The organism is Pseudoalteromonas sp. 2CM39R, from assembly GCF_023161845.1.
The window spans coordinates 685066-700388 of record NZ_JALNTM010000002.1 but is presented as its reverse complement, the minus strand read 5'-3'; the positions used below and the strand labels follow the sequence as shown (position 1 = coordinate 700388).

The 15323-nt window shown below is 41.2% G+C and carries 15 protein-coding genes; 5 read left to right on the top strand and 10 right to left on the bottom strand.

The window, feature by feature from the left end; all coding sequences use genetic code 11:
* Positions 1-20: 20 nt before the first annotated feature.
* On the top strand, positions 21-497 hold the full coding sequence (locus MTF66_RS07255; protein ID WP_248526905.1) for an HPP family protein: 477 nt from the start codon (positions 21-23) through the stop codon (positions 495-497).
* Positions 498-527: 30 nt separating this feature from the next.
* Here MTF66_RS07255 and MTF66_RS07250 read toward each other — a convergent pair whose 3' ends face one another.
* Positions 528-905 (bottom strand): hypothetical protein, encoded by a 378-nt coding sequence (locus tag MTF66_RS07250; protein ID WP_054561783.1) that lies wholly within the window; start codon positions 903-905, stop codon positions 528-530.
* A gap of 150 nt (positions 906-1055) precedes the next feature.
* Here MTF66_RS07250 and MTF66_RS07245 point away from each other — a divergent pair, with 150 nt between their 5' ends.
* Complete coding sequence (locus MTF66_RS07245) at positions 1056-1808, top strand: Nif3-like dinuclear metal center hexameric protein (RefSeq protein WP_248526904.1); 753 nt, start codon at positions 1056-1058, stop codon at positions 1806-1808.
* A 5-nt stretch (positions 1809-1813) separates the two neighbouring features.
* Here the strand turns inward: MTF66_RS07245 and MTF66_RS07240 are convergent, their stop codons facing one another.
* Together MTF66_RS07240 and MTF66_RS07235 are read right to left on the bottom strand one after the other, a co-directional pair.
* On the bottom strand, positions 1814-2578 hold the full coding sequence (locus MTF66_RS07240; protein ID WP_248526903.1) for a YdcF family protein: 765 nt from the start codon (positions 2576-2578) through the stop codon (positions 1814-1816).
* Between the two features lie 317 nt (positions 2579-2895).
* Positions 2896-3783, bottom strand: a complete 888-nt coding sequence (locus MTF66_RS07235) for a LysR substrate-binding domain-containing protein (protein WP_054551603.1) — start codon at positions 3781-3783, stop codon at positions 2896-2898.
* 362 nt (positions 3784-4145) lie between these two features.
* Between MTF66_RS07235 and MTF66_RS07230 the strand changes: the two genes are divergently transcribed.
* Complete coding sequence (locus MTF66_RS07230; protein ID WP_248526902.1) at positions 4146-4790, top strand: alpha/beta hydrolase; 645 nt, start codon at positions 4146-4148, stop codon at positions 4788-4790.
* Positions 4791-4792: 2 nt separating this feature from the next.
* A complete protein-coding gene (locus MTF66_RS07225; protein ID WP_248526901.1) occupies positions 4793-5623 on the top strand; it encodes an alpha/beta hydrolase in 831 nt (276 codons plus the stop codon).
* A gap of 200 nt (positions 5624-5823) precedes the next feature.
* On the opposite strand, the gene MTF66_RS07220 is transcribed toward MTF66_RS07225, so the two are convergent.
* From MTF66_RS07220 to fadE, 4 genes are all read right to left on the bottom strand, one after another.
* Positions 5824-6303 (bottom strand): YchJ family protein, encoded by a 480-nt coding sequence (locus MTF66_RS07220; protein ID WP_055196855.1) that lies wholly within the window; start codon positions 6301-6303, stop codon positions 5824-5826.
* Between the two features lie 40 nt (positions 6304-6343).
* Positions 6344-6781, bottom strand: a complete 438-nt coding sequence (locus tag MTF66_RS07215) for a SulA-like leucine-rich domain-containing protein (protein ID WP_054551944.1) — start codon at positions 6779-6781, stop codon at positions 6344-6346.
* A 302-nt stretch (positions 6782-7083) separates the two neighbouring features.
* Positions 7084-9009 carry a S9 family peptidase gene (locus tag MTF66_RS07210; protein WP_248526900.1) on the bottom strand — a complete coding sequence of 642 codons (1926 nt, stop codon included), beginning with the start codon at positions 9007-9009 and terminating at the stop codon, positions 7084-7086.
* Positions 9010-9208: 199 nt separating this feature from the next.
* Complete coding sequence (gene fadE / locus MTF66_RS07205; protein WP_248526899.1) at positions 9209-11665, bottom strand: acyl-CoA dehydrogenase FadE; 2457 nt, start codon at positions 11663-11665, stop codon at positions 9209-9211.
* Between the two features lie 336 nt (positions 11666-12001).
* On the opposite strand from fadE, the gene MTF66_RS07200 reads away from it, so the two are divergent.
* Complete coding sequence (locus MTF66_RS07200) at positions 12002-12766, top strand: class II glutamine amidotransferase (protein WP_054561775.1); 765 nt, start codon at positions 12002-12004, stop codon at positions 12764-12766.
* Between the two features lie 15 nt (positions 12767-12781).
* Here the strand turns inward: MTF66_RS07200 and MTF66_RS07195 are convergent, their stop codons facing one another.
* Genes MTF66_RS07195 through purM form a run of 3 tightly spaced genes read right to left on the bottom strand, consistent with a single transcriptional unit; the run spans position 12782 to position 15241 of the window.
* Positions 12782-13597, bottom strand: coding sequence for a DUF3108 domain-containing protein (locus MTF66_RS07195; protein WP_248526898.1), 816 nt, complete (start codon positions 13595-13597; stop codon positions 12782-12784).
* Positions 13542-14189 (bottom strand): phosphoribosylglycinamide formyltransferase, encoded by a 648-nt coding sequence (gene purN, locus MTF66_RS07190; RefSeq protein WP_248526897.1) that lies wholly within the window; start codon positions 14187-14189, stop codon positions 13542-13544. The genes MTF66_RS07195 and purN overlap by 56 nt, the downstream gene beginning before the upstream one ends.
* The gene (gene purM, locus MTF66_RS07185) at positions 14189-15241 is read right to left on the bottom strand and encodes a phosphoribosylformylglycinamidine cyclo-ligase (RefSeq protein ID WP_248526896.1); all 1053 of its coding nucleotides are present in this window, start codon (positions 15239-15241) and stop codon (positions 14189-14191) included. Before purM ends, purN begins: the two co-directional genes overlap by 1 nt.
* Positions 15242-15323: the final 82 nt, after the last annotated feature.

Sequence of the window (15323 nt, the reverse complement as noted above, 5' to 3'; positions counted from 1 at the left end):
GTCTACTTTTTGGAGGTTTTATGGAGAATAAAGTAAGCAAGGCGGCCATTGCGGGTATTTTTGCTTGTATGGCAATTTTTGTATTGGCCTATTTACAGCAATTAGGAAGTTATGGTGTGTGGTTAATGGCCCCATTTGGAGCAACTGCGGTGCTGGTATTTGGTGTGCCTCACAGTCCTTTAGCTAAAGCGAAGAATGTTATTGGTGGGCACCTTTTAACTGCACTAATCGGCGTTGTTTTTGTAAATTATGTCGGTGTAGGGCCTGTTGAAATTGCTATAGCCACAGGGTTGGCAATTAGCCTAATGATGTTGACGGACACAGTACATCCTGCAGCAGGAGCAAACCCAATTTTGATAATGCAATCTATGCAAAGTTGGGACTTCTTAGTGATGCCTGTATTGATTGGCACCGTATTTATTGTATTGTTTGGCTATTTTAGCCAGTGGGTTATAACTAGCCAAATGAACAGCCATAAAAAAACCGCTAACGAGTAGCGGTTTTTAAAATTGCTAAGTGTAACTTGATTACACAACACCACGCGGTAAGCGACAATCGTGGTCTTTTTCAGCTAGGTTAACAATCCAAAGCTCTTCAGCTTTGTAACCGTCATCGTTTGCTGTAACAACAGTGAACGATGCTTTCTTAGCTGTTTTAGCCGGTGCAGCGGTTTTAGTTTTGGTTTTTTTCGCTGGTGCTTTAGGTGCTTCTTCTGCTTTAGGCTCAGCTGTTTTACCAGAAGTGAGCTCTTCAGTCAGCGCTGCAACATCAGCAAGGCGCATATTTTTGCCACCGTCGATGCTATACCAACCAGGTTTTGTTGTGATTTCAGGTTTCTTACCATTCGCTGCTTCGTATGCTGCTTCGAAGGCATTTAACACTTCTGTTTTGTCTAGTTTGCTCATCAGAGACCCTATACGTTGTAAACACAGATTAAGAATATATATTTATACCTATTTTCAGCTTACTTTTCAATTTTTTGCGATTTTCCTTCCATTTTTCACTCATAAACGCCAAAATTTGCACAAAATAGAGGGTTGAAGGACGATTTTTATATGCAACGCAAACAATTTACTCAATTATTAAACGACATTCTTAAACCTGATTCTATCGCTGACTTTTGCCCAAATGGCTTACAAGTTGAAGGTGCGAGCGACGTAAAAAAGATAGTGACGGGTGTCACAGCTAGCCAAGCATTGATTGATGCCGCTATTGCAGAAAATGCAGATACTATTTTGGTACATCACGGCTATTTCTGGAAAGGGGAATCGCAGCCAATCACGGGCATGAAAAAGCGCCGTATTGCTGCGCTTTTAAATAATGATATAAACTTATATGGCTATCATTTACCGCTAGATATACACCCTGAAATTGGTAATAACGCGCAACTGGCTAAGTTACTCGATATTGAGTTCACAGGTGGGCTTGAATCTGGCCCAAATAGTGTGCCGGTAAAAGGGCGTTTAAAAACACCTTTAAGTGGTGAAGAATTTAGCGCCAAAATAACCCAAGTACTTAATCGTGCACCATTAACTAGTTTGGTAAGAAAAGAGAAAATCGAAACCATCGCTTGGTGCACAGGTGGCGGACAAGGGTATATTGATTTAGCGGCTGCTCAAGGAATTGATGCTTATCTTACAGGTGAAGCCTCTGAGCAAACGATTCATAGTTCACGCGAGCAAGGTATCGACTTTTTATCAGCTGGTCACCATGCTACTGAGCGTTATGGCATTAAAGCCTTAGGCGAGCTTTTAGCTGAGCAGCACGGTTTTGATGTGACGTTTATCGATATCGATAATCCAGTCTGATTGTTCTACAGCGCCTCTGGATCAATCCAGCGGCGCACACTCACCCATGCACTGCCAATTTTCTCATGCGCTACTCTGGTAACTGCAACAAGTACTGCAATGTTAGGTATAAACTGTTTGTACGTTGGATACTGACTAAAATCTTGAAAGTCGGTTGCCGCTGGGATCACATCAATGCCTTGTGCACTAAATAAGTCTTTCGCTCGCGGCATATGGCTTGCTGAGGTGACGAGGGCAGTTTTTTTATCGACTAAATAAATGGCAAGTCGTTTCGCTTCTTCTGCTGTATCCATAGCGAGGGGGTTTTGTTTAATTCTCGTTGCAGAAATACCTAACGCTTTTGCTGTTTCAAACATGAGCTGGCTATTGGTGGTATTTGCAAAACCGCCTCCTGATACAAAGAGGGTGGCATTTGGATAACGGTGGGCAAGCTTAACACCTTCAAGTAATCGAGCAAGCGCGCAATCGCCTAACTGGTGGTTTGCTTGAAGGCGCGAGTTGGGCATTATTGAGCAGCCAAGTACCACAATATTATCGAGTTTAGGGTGTTTTGCTTGGTTATATTGCCATGCAGGGTTATTGCTTGCAGCTATCAGTGACTGACCAATAAATGGCGTGCTTATCAGCATTAAAGTTAAAATACTAACAAAGCCAAAATAGAGTGCTTTGCGTTTATGTGTAATGGCTAAAAATACCATCACTAAAGTAAGCAGCCCCAGCAAAGGCAGGGGCATTAATAATGAGCCAATGATCTTTTTAATTTCAAACATATATACCCAAGCCTCCTCAAGGTACAGAATTCAGCGTTTCACAGGTGCCTTAATATCAAGGAGTTACTTTGCAAAAATGGCAGCCCCTTTTAAGAAGTAACAACGATGAGAGTAAGCACCTGTGAAGCGCCCAAAGGGTTGGTTTAAAAGCGAATTATACTGCGTTATTGATTTTAACCATAGAACCACTATTGTTAGCAATCAATGCCTTGCCTAAATCGCTTTTAATTCCAACTGAAACTCGCACCTTGAGGTGGTTTGGGTATTAACACTATTGTCTGTAACAGATGCAGCTATGTTAGTTTTTTTGCCTTGCTTTAGCGACCGTTATTTTGCTTACATGTATTTAAAAAGTGGCGATAAACTGGGTTATCTTTCATATTCTTTTTCATCGCTAAATACATAGGGCGAGTAAGGCCAAGTGCACCTAACGGAATAGACTTAATGAGTCCTTGGCTTTCATAAGGAGTGACTAGCCAATCTGGTAGTGCTGCAACCCCCATACCTGCACTCACTAATTGAAATATCAATAAGCCTTGGTCAACCGTTTTAAGCGTACCATCAAAGCGTGCATTTTGAATAAAATGTTTAAAGATGTCTTGGCGCTCACGGGGAATAGGGTACGAAATAATTGTTTCGTTTTTTAAATCAAGGGCGGTGACATAGGCTTTTTTTGCCAACTCATGATCCGGTGCAACGATTAGTTTTAATTTAAAATCAAACAGGTGAGCATACTCAAGTTGATCGGGTTCACGAATATCAGAAGTCAGCACTAGGTCTAATTCATCATTAATTAAATCTGGAATGGCGTCGTAACTAAAGCCGCGCTCGTAATCAATTTTAATATCAGGCCAAAAATTATTAAATTCTTTGATGGTTGGGAGCAACCAATGAAAGCAGGCATGACACTCAACGCTTAAACGTAAATTTGAAATTGGCTGGTTAAGACTTTCTTTTAACCGACATTTTGTTGCTTCAACACGAGGTAATACTTCATTAGCAAGCTCCAGAAGTAGCATACCTTGCGGAGTAAAACGCACAGGCTGTGTTTTACGTTCGAACAGCTGGCAATCTAACTTATTCTCGAGATCTTTAATTTGATGCGATAAAGCCGATTGAGTTAAAAACAACTCACGGGCGGTATTGACCAAAGAGCCTGTTTCTTTAAGGGTCGCTATGGTTTTTAGGTGCTTTATATCAATCATCTTTAAAAAATCTCATGGAAAATGTGAGTCTAACTCAGATTACGAACATACTACGCCTTAGAATTTATTTTTTCAACGTCTAGACGTCTAAAACTTGCAGGTATTTTAACTGCTTTTTTACAATACGCCTTTTTATAAATAATTGACAGCGTTGTCATGGGGTTTTTTGTAGTCTAACTATGAAATTCCATGAATTTACCTCAAGTTGAAACTTGCAGTTTAAATCGTGATACAGCTTGCGATTAGTAATTTGATATTTAATTAAAATTACTGAGAGTAGGGTTTAGTTGTTTGCTAAGATATTATTTTTTAAGGTGTTATTATCTTCTATTAGGTGTAACGTGATTTTTAAAGGAATGCTTGTGATACGTACCGCACTTTTACTCTGTTCATGCTGGGTTTTGCCTGCTAGCGCTGGCACTATTTACAGCCAGTTTCCAACAGAGATTGACCCGCATGGTCACTATGTTTTTTATTCACATGGTTTTATCGTTGAAGGGACAAACCCTAAGCCTGTTCACAAAACCTTTGGGGTTTATGATTTTGTGGCTGTAAAAGAAGCACTGGCAGATGAGAGTTATCATTTAATTGCGTATCACAGGCCAAAAGACACTGAACCTTTTGCGTTTGCGAAGAAACTCGCTGCAGATATTGAAGCATTGATCAGTGCCGGTGTTGCTGAGTCGAACATTAGTTTAGTTGGTTTTTCACGGGGCGGGGCATTGTCGATCCTAGCAGCCAATGAACTTAAACGTACACATATCAACTTAATTATATTGGCAGGTTGTGCAGGCCTTATAAAAAATCACACATCAGTTAAGGCTTATGGCAAGGTGTATTCTATCTTTGAGCGCTCAGATCAGGTTGGCTCTTGCCAATTTTTAATTGATAGAAGTGACGTAACCAAGTTCGAAGAAATAAGCATTAATACAGGGCTCTCCCATGGCGCATTTTATAAACCAAAAGATGAGTGGCTGTTACCAATTAAGAAGTGGTTAAAGGATTAACTATGCCTTATATATTGCTTGTTTTTGTGATCAGTGTTTTGGGCGTGAGCGATGTAAGCTATGCTGAGCCGTTTACTTTGCCACGTACTAATACTGTGTTACTTAAAGATAAACATACCGAAAACGAATACCCAATTACGATTAAGTTGCCACGCAGCTACCAAAAGCAAAACCAGAAGCGTTACCCAGTTGTTTACCTATTAGATGCAAACTACAGTTTGCCAATTGCCTCTGGTGCTAGTCGCTTTATGATGAATTCGGGGGCTATAGAAGAGGTAATTATCGTTGCAGTAGGATATCAAAAAGGTGTATCTGGGCTTAATAGTCGTATTTATGACTATACGCCATTTGAAGATAAAAATTGGCAGCGTAAAACTGGCGGAGCAAGTCAGTATCTAAACTACCTAAAACATACTGTGTTGCCTTATATTGAGGCCGACTTCAGAACAACCCAAAAAAGCACGTTAGTCGGTAACTCGCTTGGCGGTTTATTTGCGGCTTATGCCTTATTCACAGAGCCTTCGCTTTTTTCAAGTTACATTATCGGCAGTCCTTCAGTGTGGTTTAAAGAAAACTCAATATTAGCTATGGCTGTAAAACCAGCTACCAACACAACAAAAGTTTACATCGCAGTGGGTGAACTCGAAGAAAGTGAAGGTGAGCAAATGGTGTCGGGCGCAAGGCAATTAGCAGCTAAAATTAATAAACAAAGCGGCGCGCTGGTTACAACAAATTTATTTGTTATCCCTCAGGCACGCCATGCAACGGCATTCCCAACAACGATTACCCAAGCCTTAGACTGGATTTACCAGGTTAATACCAACCCGCAATAATACTTAATCATTTTGAGGGATCAAACCTGTCGCTAACTGCGTTAAAAATCTCTCATTTACGACTGCATGGATGCGGGAGGTAGAGCAATGCAGGAGCAATTGCCGAGAACAACTAAATAACAAAATTTTTGCCTTGCTATCAACGAGGTTTTATTGCCTCAAAATAGACTACTTAATTAAGCGGATTGGTATAAGAGCAATTAAAGAGCGTGACACTTTTTATATTTTTTGCCGCTACCACAAGGGCACTCGTCGTTACGGCCAATTTTAATATCTGCAACTGGCGTTATATCACCGTCTAGGTAACGCCATAGGCCATCTTCTTTAATAAAACGCGACTTCTCGTGTAACTCACAATACAAGTTTTGGTAAAAGTAATTAGCTTTAAACTCTACAAAACCTTCTTGATCATTATGTTCAGTATCTAAAACACTTAGCTTGGTAAAGCGGCAGCTATTAGCAAAATCTTTAATTTCGCGAACAGGGTTAGCGGCTTGCTGGCTTTGTGCATAGGTACTAAATACATATTTCGCATCTTTGAGCGCGTATGCACTAAAACGAGAACGCATAAGTTGCTCTGGGGTATCAGCTTGGCTTGCACCTGTATGAAAAGGCTGGCAGCAAAGCTCGTAAGTCGATTCGCTGCCACAAGGACAAAGGGAGTGTGTGAGTGATGTCATAACAACTTACCTAAAACTATAAATTGTTATTTTAACAAGCCTATTGTGGCTGCGGTACTAAATTGTTTAATTGAGCGCTTTTTGTAAAACAATAAAATTTAGCAGATGCCTGCTCAAGGTTTAAGTTCATCGAATCAAGTTGATGATTGTTTACAATATCTGTCCATGTGATCACAGCAGCAAAATTACCGTTATGTAATGCTGAACTAAGAACATACTCAAGATTAACTAAATGTTTTTGTCTGATCACAAGAAGTTTGCTGGTATCAATCGAACATGAATCTAGTAAGGCTTTACTAGGAACATGATCAGGAGCAATTAATAGTGTCCATGCATTTTGGCTATTGTAATGATGCAATACTTTTAATAGCTCAAAAGTTGCTGAAATTTCGTCTTCAATTTGAATTAAATTAACAGACGCTTTGTCGTTATCTTGTTGGTAGCTTTTAACTGTTCTTAAGGTAATTGGCTGTAACATAACTTTCACTCACTGGTTGTTTATACAGTATGTGTATACAGTAGTTTATACAGTGTTTTTGCGCAAGTACTTTTTTGCTATTTTTTAACCAATTATTCAGTTTTATTTTAGTTAAAATTATTTAATTGTTACTAAACAGTCGCTTATGGTTTTATTTTGAAGGTTGGAAAAGGTGAAAAATTTACCATTAAATCCATACAGTGTTTTATACAGTACTGTATAAACTGCTAAATTTTGATTCTATACAGGTGTTTTGCATAAAAAAGCCGGCATAATACCGGCTCTTTATCTTTGCAATTTTGCTATTTATCTAAGTAGGTATTTAAGAACTCAAGGTATGCATTTGAGGCTTTTATGCGGTTTTCTTTTTTAGTAAAACCATGGCCTTCATCATCGAATAATACATATTCAACAGGCACACCATTTGCCTTTACAGCGGCAACAAGTTCATCGCTTTCAACTTGTAAAACGCGTGGGTCGTTAGCACCTTGGATCACCATTAATGGCTTGGTGATGTTTTTAGCATGAAATAGTGGCGAAATGGCACGGTGACGTTCACCGTCTGTCGCTGGGTCGCCCATTTCATCATACAGCGCCTTTTTAAAGCTTTCCCACCATGGTGGAATCGAGTTTAAGGTTCTAACCCAGTTTGTTACACCAAATATATTAATGCCTACTTTGAACTCTTCAGGTTCAAAGGCAAGTGCTGCGGCGGTCATAAAGCCACCATAGCTGCCCCCCATGATGCCAATTTTATCAGCATCAACCCAATCGAGGCTTTGCAGATGCTTTTTGCCGTATACGATATCTTGTAAATCGTCAGTGCCATGTTTTTTATCATCTAAATGGAAGAAGGTTTTACCATAGCCTGAGCTGCCACGGTTATTAACTGCAAAAATGGCATAACCATGATTGACTAGATGCTGTTGCATTGCACTATATCCTGTGCGACTTTGGCCGCCAGGACCGCCATGCACCCAAACTAAAGCTGGTACTTTGTTGTTGCTATTAGCTTGCTTAGGCTTATATAAAACTCCAGGGATCTCTAAACCATCAAAGCTTTTAAAGCGCACAATTGTGCTTTCAACCAAGTCATTTTGATCAATTGCATCACTTAATGTGTTGGTTAATTGTTTAGCTTTTGATTCACCGAGTTGCCACACAAATAGGTTACTTGGCGAGGTATCTGAATTTAAATAAAACGCCATAGTCTTTTCATCAGCTGAAAAGTTCACACCACGTAAGTTACCAGCTGGCAGCGATGGCATAGCAATAGCTTTACCTGTGGTGGTATCAATTATCGACACTTTAGTGCTTGCGTCAGCATTAACACCGCTTACTTGATAACGGCCAGATTTAGAGAAGTAAATAAAGCTCACATCCCACTCATCTTTGAGGGCAGGGCTGTGCTCGCCAGTCGTTAAGTCATAGCGCCAGACTTCTGCAAATTCACCTTTGGCATCGGTTGAGTAATATAATGATTTACTGTCTCTTGAGAAGGTTTCTGGGCCATATTTAGCGTCGTCGTCATGACGGGTAATGAGCTCAGGTTTCAGTGTTTTTTTACGCGTATCGAGAATAAATACATCGCTGTCTTTGTTCGAATTATTTTTCGATAAAGCAATAAAGCGACCGTCAGGGCTTATCGCACCGACATCTAGCCCCATAGTATTTTGATAAACAGGGGTTACTTCATAGCTGTTAGCATCAACACGATATAGGTCCATAAACTTAGCATCACGCTGATTGCTGGTTATAAAAAAGTGTTTACCGTCTTCTGTGAAGCCTGCAAATCCTGCACGGGTTTCTTCACCTGGCGTAAGATCTTTAACTGTGCCGTCTGTTTCGCGAACGTAGATGTGATAACGCTCATTACCACCTGAGTCTTTAGTAAATAGTACGCGCTCATCTTTAGGGAAATAAGCCACAGCATAAGTACTGTCTTCAAAGTCTGTTAAGCGGGTTTTTTGGGCGGTTTTTATATCTACTTCATAAAGGCTATAAATGCCGCTTTCGTCACTGCTAACGAGTATTTTGTCGCCTTTCGGTGAAAAGCTGCTGCCCATAATTGAGGTTGTATCAAAAAAGGTTTCAGCGTCGTACTGTTTAACAGTTTGGCTTTGTTGCACGCTTTCGGTGCTACTTGTTGATGGGGTTGATTGAGAACATCCTGCAAGCGCAAGGCTAAGCGCGCATGCAACGGCAGCTAGTTGAAAACTCGGTTTCATTGTAATTATTCCTTGTTAATTTTTCGTTATCAAGTGTTGCCTGTTCATAATCTAAACGCAAGTTTTACCACTTCGATATTTGTTACAAATCATGTAAATAAATAGGGACAAGGAATGTGCTAGAGGGTTTATAAACAAAAAAACCAGCGCAATTTGCGCTGGTTTGGTTTTTCATAACAATTGGAATTGTTTTGCTTGCTTAAGCGGCGTCTGCTTTTTTATCGCTCTCGCCGCGGGCAACATTACCTGCAACTAAGTCTGCTGGGTCAAAGTCGTCAACGTTAATAACGTCAAGACGGGCTTTTTCAACAGCAGCTAGTTTGTCGGCTTCAGCTTGGCTTAAAATGCCTGCTTCTAGGCCCATTTGCGCTACTTTATCAAGCTGGAAGAAAGGCAGTTTTACGCCTTTTTCACGGCATACCTTATTAAAAAGAGGTTCAACTTCAAGAATGTCTTTAAGTGTTTGCTCTTGACGACCAACAAGGTTAAGTGGCTCGTTTTTAAGGTAAATGTAGTTAGCTAAACGGTTACGAGTTTCGCTTGGTACTTGTAATAAATGAGCAAGTTTGTGCTCAAGCTTATCAGTAGGCTTACGAACTGGACGACCGAATGGGAATAACATGATTTTAAGCATTGCACGTAGTGGTGCAGATGGCATGTTATTGATTAAGTCAGCGAGTGCACGTTGGCAGTGGTAAAGGTGATCTTGGCAGCTCCATTGAACAAGCGCAAAATCTTCTTTTTTACGGCCTTCGTCGTTGTAACGTTTAAGTGTTGCAGATACAAGGTATAAGTAGCTTAGTAAGTCACCTAAACGTGCAGAGATACGCTCTTTACGTTTTAATGAACCACCAAATACCGCCATGCTGATATCTGACATTAATGCTAATGATGCACTGAAACGTGACGCAACACGATAAAACTCAGCGGTCTCGTCTTTGTACGGTGTACTTGTGAAACGAGCATTTGTTAATGCTAACCACTTAGTACGAACAAGATTCGAAATAGTAAAGCCAACGTGACCCATTAACGCTTTATCGAATACTGCTAGCGCTTCTTCGCGGTCTTCAATTGCACATGCACCTAGCTCAGTTAACACGAATGGATGACAACGAATTGCACCTTGACCATAAATGATCATGTTACGCGTTAAGATATTTGCACCTTCAACGGTAATTGCAATTGGCGCACCTTGGTAACCGCGACCTAAGTAGTTGTTTGGACCAAGCATGATGCCTTTACCACCATGAACATCCATGCCGTGAATCGTTGCTTCACGCATTTGCTCAGTTAAGTGGTATTTGATAATCGCAGATACAACCGATGGTTTTTCACCAAGGTCAACAGCCCCTGTAGACATGCTAACAGCAGCATCAGAGCTATATGCGTAACCTGCAAGTTTTGCCATTGATTCTTCAACACCTTCCATTTGACCAATAGGTAAACGGAATTGACGGCGAATACGGCTGTAAGAGCCTGTTGCAAGCGCAATTGTTTTAATGCCACCTGTTGAGTTAGACGGCAATGTGATTGCACGACCAACAGATAAACATTCAACAAGCATACGCCAGCCTTGGCCGGCCATTTTCGGGCCACCAATGATGTAATCAAGTGGTACGAAGATGTCTTTACCGCGAGTAGGACCATTTTGGAATGGAACGTTTAGCGGGAAGTGACGACGGCCAATTTCTACTCCCGGAGTATCTGTAGGGATCAGCGCACAGGTAATACCAGGCTCTTTGTCATCACCTAGTAAACCGTCAGGATCTTGTAGTTTAAATGCAAGACCAAGTACAGTCGCAACTGGGGCAAGAGTAATGTAACGCTTGTTCCACGTTAGGCTAATACCAACAACTTCTTCGCCGTTCCATTGACCTTTACAAACAACACCGTAATCAGGAATTGCACTTGCGTCAGAACCAGCTTCTGGTGATGTTAAAGCAAAACATGGGATCTCTTGACCACTTGCTAAGCGTGGTAAGTAATGATCTTTTTGCTCTTTAGTACCATAGTGCTGAAGTAATTCGCCCGGACCTAATGAGTTAGGTACACCTACGATAGAAGAAAGTAGCGTCGATTTACTGGTTAGCTTTTGCAGTACACATGATTGTGCATAAGCAGAAAACTCTAAACCGCCGAATTCTTTTTTGATGATCATGGCAAAGAATTTATTATCTTTTAGATATTGCCAAACATCTTGCGGTAAATCAGTTAGTTCGTGAGTTGCGTGCCAGTCATCAAGCATGCTACACACTTCTTCAACTGGACCATCAATAAACGCTTGCTCTTCGATAGTCAGTTTAGGTGCTGGGTATTGGTGCAATTTGTTCCAGTCAGGACGACCACAAAACAGATCCGCTTCCCACCACGTAGTACCCGCATCGATTGCTGATTTTTCAGTATCCGACATAGTCGGGGTTACTTTTTTGAAAGCAGCAAAGATAGGTTTAATGATATATTGTTGACGAACGCTAGTCACAGAAAGTGGCACAGCGATAAGTAAGAATAGTAGCCAACTAATTGCGCCAAACGCGCCAGCAAATGTGCCAACAAGTAAAGTCGCAACGGCAATACCTAAGCAGGTATTCCAGCTTGCTCTGTGGTAACTCGCAATACTAAGCAGCACGAGTAAACCAAGTAAAAATATGAGAGTCATTGATTATTCCTTAATAGAGGTCAGACCACCTCTTTTAGAGTAGCGCTAGAAAAGCGAATTATCAAGAGGGGAACAAGGATTAAAACGGCTTGTTTGGTGAGTTTTATTATTTTAAAAATGGCTATCAGTGCAAAAACATTTACAGCAGATGAGGAATTGTTGAGTAATTACTTATAATCAGCGCCGTTATACTTGCGATTAGTTGTGAATTGCTCAGATAGTTCTGAAAATCTCAGCATAGCAGTTGCCATCCTTAGCGGTATGTTTAACAATGAGCGCAGGTAGGGATCAGCCCATCATGCCTTCCTTCGATTAGTTTTATAGGTTAAGAGTTCTATGTGTGAGTTGCTTGGCATGTCGGCCAATGTACCAACGGATATTTGTTTCAGTTTTTCAGGATTATTAGAGCGCGGTGGTAATACTGGCCCACATAAAGATGGCTGGGGAATCACTTTTTATGAAGGTAAAGGCTGTCGTACATTTAAAGATCCTGAGCCAAGTTGCCAGTCAGAAATTGCCAAACTCGTAAAAGCTTACCCAATAAAAAGTATTTCGGTGATAAGCCATATTCGCCAAGGTAATCGTGGTCGCGTATGTCTTGAAAACACCCACCCATTTACTCGTGAGTTATGGGGACGAGAGATTACGTATGCCCACAATGGGCAATTATCGAATTATCATGATTTAAAACCAGACTATTACAGGCCTGTGGGGAATACTGACAGTGAACTGGCGTTTTGCTGGTTGCTCGATAAAATTCGCGAAAAATACCCTAAGCGCCCATCAAATATGGCGTCTGTATTTCGCTATGCTGCCAAGCTTGCTCACACACTGCGTGAAAAAGGCGTATTTAATATGCTACTTACCGATGGTGTTTTCGTTTTAGCTTATTGCACCAATAATCTACATTGGATCACACGCCGTGCGCCGTTTGGCAAAGCGACATTAATTGATGCTGATATGGTGGTTGATTTTCAAAAAGAAACCACACCGAACGACGTGGTTACTGTGATTGCAACAAGGCCGCTCACCAATGATGAACGCTGGCAGAAAATGGAGCCAGGTGAGTTTGCACTGTTTAAAATGGGCGAAAAGATTTAAATAAAAGATGAAGCGCTACTCAGGCGCTTCATTACTCACTTCTTGTTGCACTTCATTTGGAACACTAACAGGTGTGGTCACGGTAAATGAATTAAGTTGCACTTCAAATTGCTCTACGCCTTTTTCACCTTTCCACATACGAACTAGCATGTAGTCCATTTCTGGGGCAAACCAAGCGAGTGCTTGACGCTTGTCGTTATCGTATAAACGTTTTACTTTAATCGCTTCTACATTACCAATTGGCAGTGAAATCATTTCTGTGCCGACAACTTCAAAGTTGTAGTTACGTAAATTACCTTTTTTATCAACCAGTGGATAAGATAATTGCGTTTTGCCTTGTTTTAGCTCTTCGCGAACTTGCACTTGATAAGACAGTGAATCTTGAAATTCATCTGACCAATCAATTTTAAGAGGATATTTACTTTGGCTGCTTTGAACTTGTTTTTGCGTTGCATCAAATTTCAAGCTGTATTCTTTATCAGGCCCTGTGCCTGAGCGCTCCATGGTGTAACTCATTGGAGAAATTTTCTGATCGTGATAAGTAAACATGGATGTTTCTTTTCGTGAGTCCGAAAAAATCATCCATTCGATTTCACTGTGATAAGTGATCACGTAGTTACCGTCAGCGGCTTTTTTCAGCTCGCGTACTGCTTTACCATGGGTTTCGCCTTTACGAAGTACATCGTATTTGGCTTGATATTGAGTGAGGTCGCCAGCTAAAACACTGGTAGGAAGTAATAAAGTGCCCACACAAGCGAGTAGGGCACTTAGATTTTTATTCTGGGTAGTGCGCGCCGTGTGCAGGAAGTTTCTTTTCGTCAAAAACTGCATAATCTGCTTCCATCTTGAGTCGTTGTTCACTGAACCACTTGACCACCAATGGATAGATTATATGTTCTTGCTGATGAACACGTTGTGCAAGTGTCTCTGCGGTATCGTTTTCGAGTACCGGAACTTTGGCTTGAAGAACAACGGGACCGCCGTCTAGCTCTTCTGTGACAAAGTGAACACTAACACCATGAACGTCATCTTTTGCATCTATCGCTCGTTGGTGGGTATTCAGCCCTTGGTACTTAGGCAACAAAGAAGGGTGAATGTTCAACATTTTTCCCTTAAACTTTTGCACTAAGCTAGGTGTAAGAATACGCATAAAACCAGCTAATACAACTAGATTTGGTTCAAAATTGTCAATAATGTCCATTAACTCAGCATCATAGGCCTCGCGCGAGTCAAAATCTTTATGGCTAAGTACACGTGTTTGTATACCTGCATTTTTTGCTCGCTCAAGGCCAAAGGCGTCGGCTTTATTACTAATTACAGCGGCGATTTCGGCCTTTATCTCACCACGCGCACATGCGTCGATGATGGCTTGAAGGTTTGAACCGCTACCAGAAATTAATACAACAAGACGACAAGGGGTCATTAGTCACGACCACCTAAAATTTCTACTTGCTCTTCGCCAGCTTTCGCATCTTGGATCTCACCGATATGCCATGCATTTTCGCCAAGATCTTTAAGGATTGTTAAGCTTTGCTCAAGTTTGTCAGCTGGAACAACTAAAACCATGCCTACACCACAGTTGAATGTACGGTACATTTCGTGTGTTGTGATGTTGCCGTTTTCTTGTAACCAGTTGAAAACAACAGGCCATTCCCAGCTGTCACCTTTGACTACTGCTTTTGCAGACTCAGGAAGTACGCGCGGGATGTTTTCCCAGAAACCACCACCCGTGATGTGCGATAACGCGTGAACATCAACCTGCTTGAATAGCTCAAGTAGTTGTTTAACGTAGATACGAGTTGGCTCTAAAAGGTGATCGCCTAGTGTTTTGCCTTCAAGCTCAGCGTTTGTGTCTGCGCCAGATACTTCAAGAACTTTACGAATTAATGAGAAGCCGTTTGAGTGAGGACCACTTGATGCAAGGGCGATTAATTGGTCGCCTGCAGCAACTTTAGTACCGTCGATAATTTTTGATTTTTCTACAACACCAGTACAGAAACCAGCCATGTCGTAGTCTTCGCCGTCGTACATACCTGGCATTTCAGCAGTTTCACCACCGATTAAAGCGCAGCCAGAAAGCTCACAGCCTTTACCAATACCTGTTACAACATCAGCCGCAGTATCTACGTCTAATTTACCAGTTGCATAGTAATCAAGGAAAAATAGTGGCTCTGCACCTTGTACAATAAGGTCGTTTACACACATAGCAACAAGGTCGATACCCACTGTGTCGTGCTTTTTAAGATCGATTGCTAAACGTAGTTTTGTACCAACACCGTCTGTGCCAGCAACCAGTACAGGCTCTTTATAGCCAGTTGGTAGTTCGCAAAGTGCGCCAAAACCACCGATACCGCCCATTACTTCAGGACGTCTGGTTTTTTTAACTACGCCTTTAATACGCTCAACAAGTGCATTACCGGCATCGATATCTACGCCCGCGTCTTTATAGCTAAGAGACTGTTTTTGTTCGCTCACAGGTTTTCCTCAAAAAAGTTGCATGTGGGTTGCTTAGAAACGCGCGTATTTTACAACAATTGCACTGGCGCGGCTAGTTGAA

Bases quoted from the DNA above. Each gene is read 5' to 3' on its own strand.
- MTF66_RS07225 (WP_248526901.1), top strand. From the start codon at position 4,793: ATGCCTTATATATTGCTTGTTTTTGTGATCAGTGTTTTGGGCGTGAGC.
- MTF66_RS07245 (WP_248526904.1), top strand. From the start codon at position 1,056: ATGCAACGCAAACAATTTACTCAATTATTAAACGACATTCTTAAACCT.
- MTF66_RS07200 (WP_054561775.1), top strand. From the start codon at position 12,002: ATGTGTGAGTTGCTTGGCATGTCGGCCAATGTACCAACGGATATTTGT.
- MTF66_RS07195 (WP_248526898.1), bottom strand. From the start codon at position 13,597: ATGCAGTTTTTGACGAAAAGAAACTTCCTGCACACGGCGCGCACTACC.
- MTF66_RS07210 (WP_248526900.1), bottom strand. From the start codon at position 9,009: ATGAAACCGAGTTTTCAACTAGCTGCCGTTGCATGCGCGCTTAGCCTT.
- MTF66_RS07235 (WP_054551603.1), bottom strand. From the start codon at position 3,783: ATGATTGATATAAAGCACCTAAAAACCATAGCGACCCTTAAAGAAACA.
- MTF66_RS07250 (WP_054561783.1), bottom strand. From the start codon at position 905: ATGAGCAAACTAGACAAAACAGAAGTGTTAAATGCCTTCGAAGCAGCA.
- MTF66_RS07215 (WP_054551944.1), bottom strand. From the start codon at position 6,781: ATGTTACAGCCAATTACCTTAAGAACAGTTAAAAGCTACCAACAAGAT.
- MTF66_RS07220 (WP_055196855.1), bottom strand. From the start codon at position 6,303: ATGACATCACTCACACACTCCCTTTGTCCTTGTGGCAGCGAATCGACT.
- MTF66_RS07255 (WP_248526905.1), top strand. From the start codon at position 21: ATGGAGAATAAAGTAAGCAAGGCGGCCATTGCGGGTATTTTTGCTTGT.
- fadE (WP_248526899.1), bottom strand. From the start codon at position 11,665: ATGACTCTCATATTTTTACTTGGTTTACTCGTGCTGCTTAGTATTGCG.
- MTF66_RS07240 (WP_248526903.1), bottom strand. From the start codon at position 2,578: ATGTTTGAAATTAAAAAGATCATTGGCTCATTATTAATGCCCCTGCCT.
- purN (WP_248526897.1), bottom strand. From the start codon at position 14,189: ATGACCCCTTGTCGTCTTGTTGTATTAATTTCTGGTAGCGGTTCAAAC.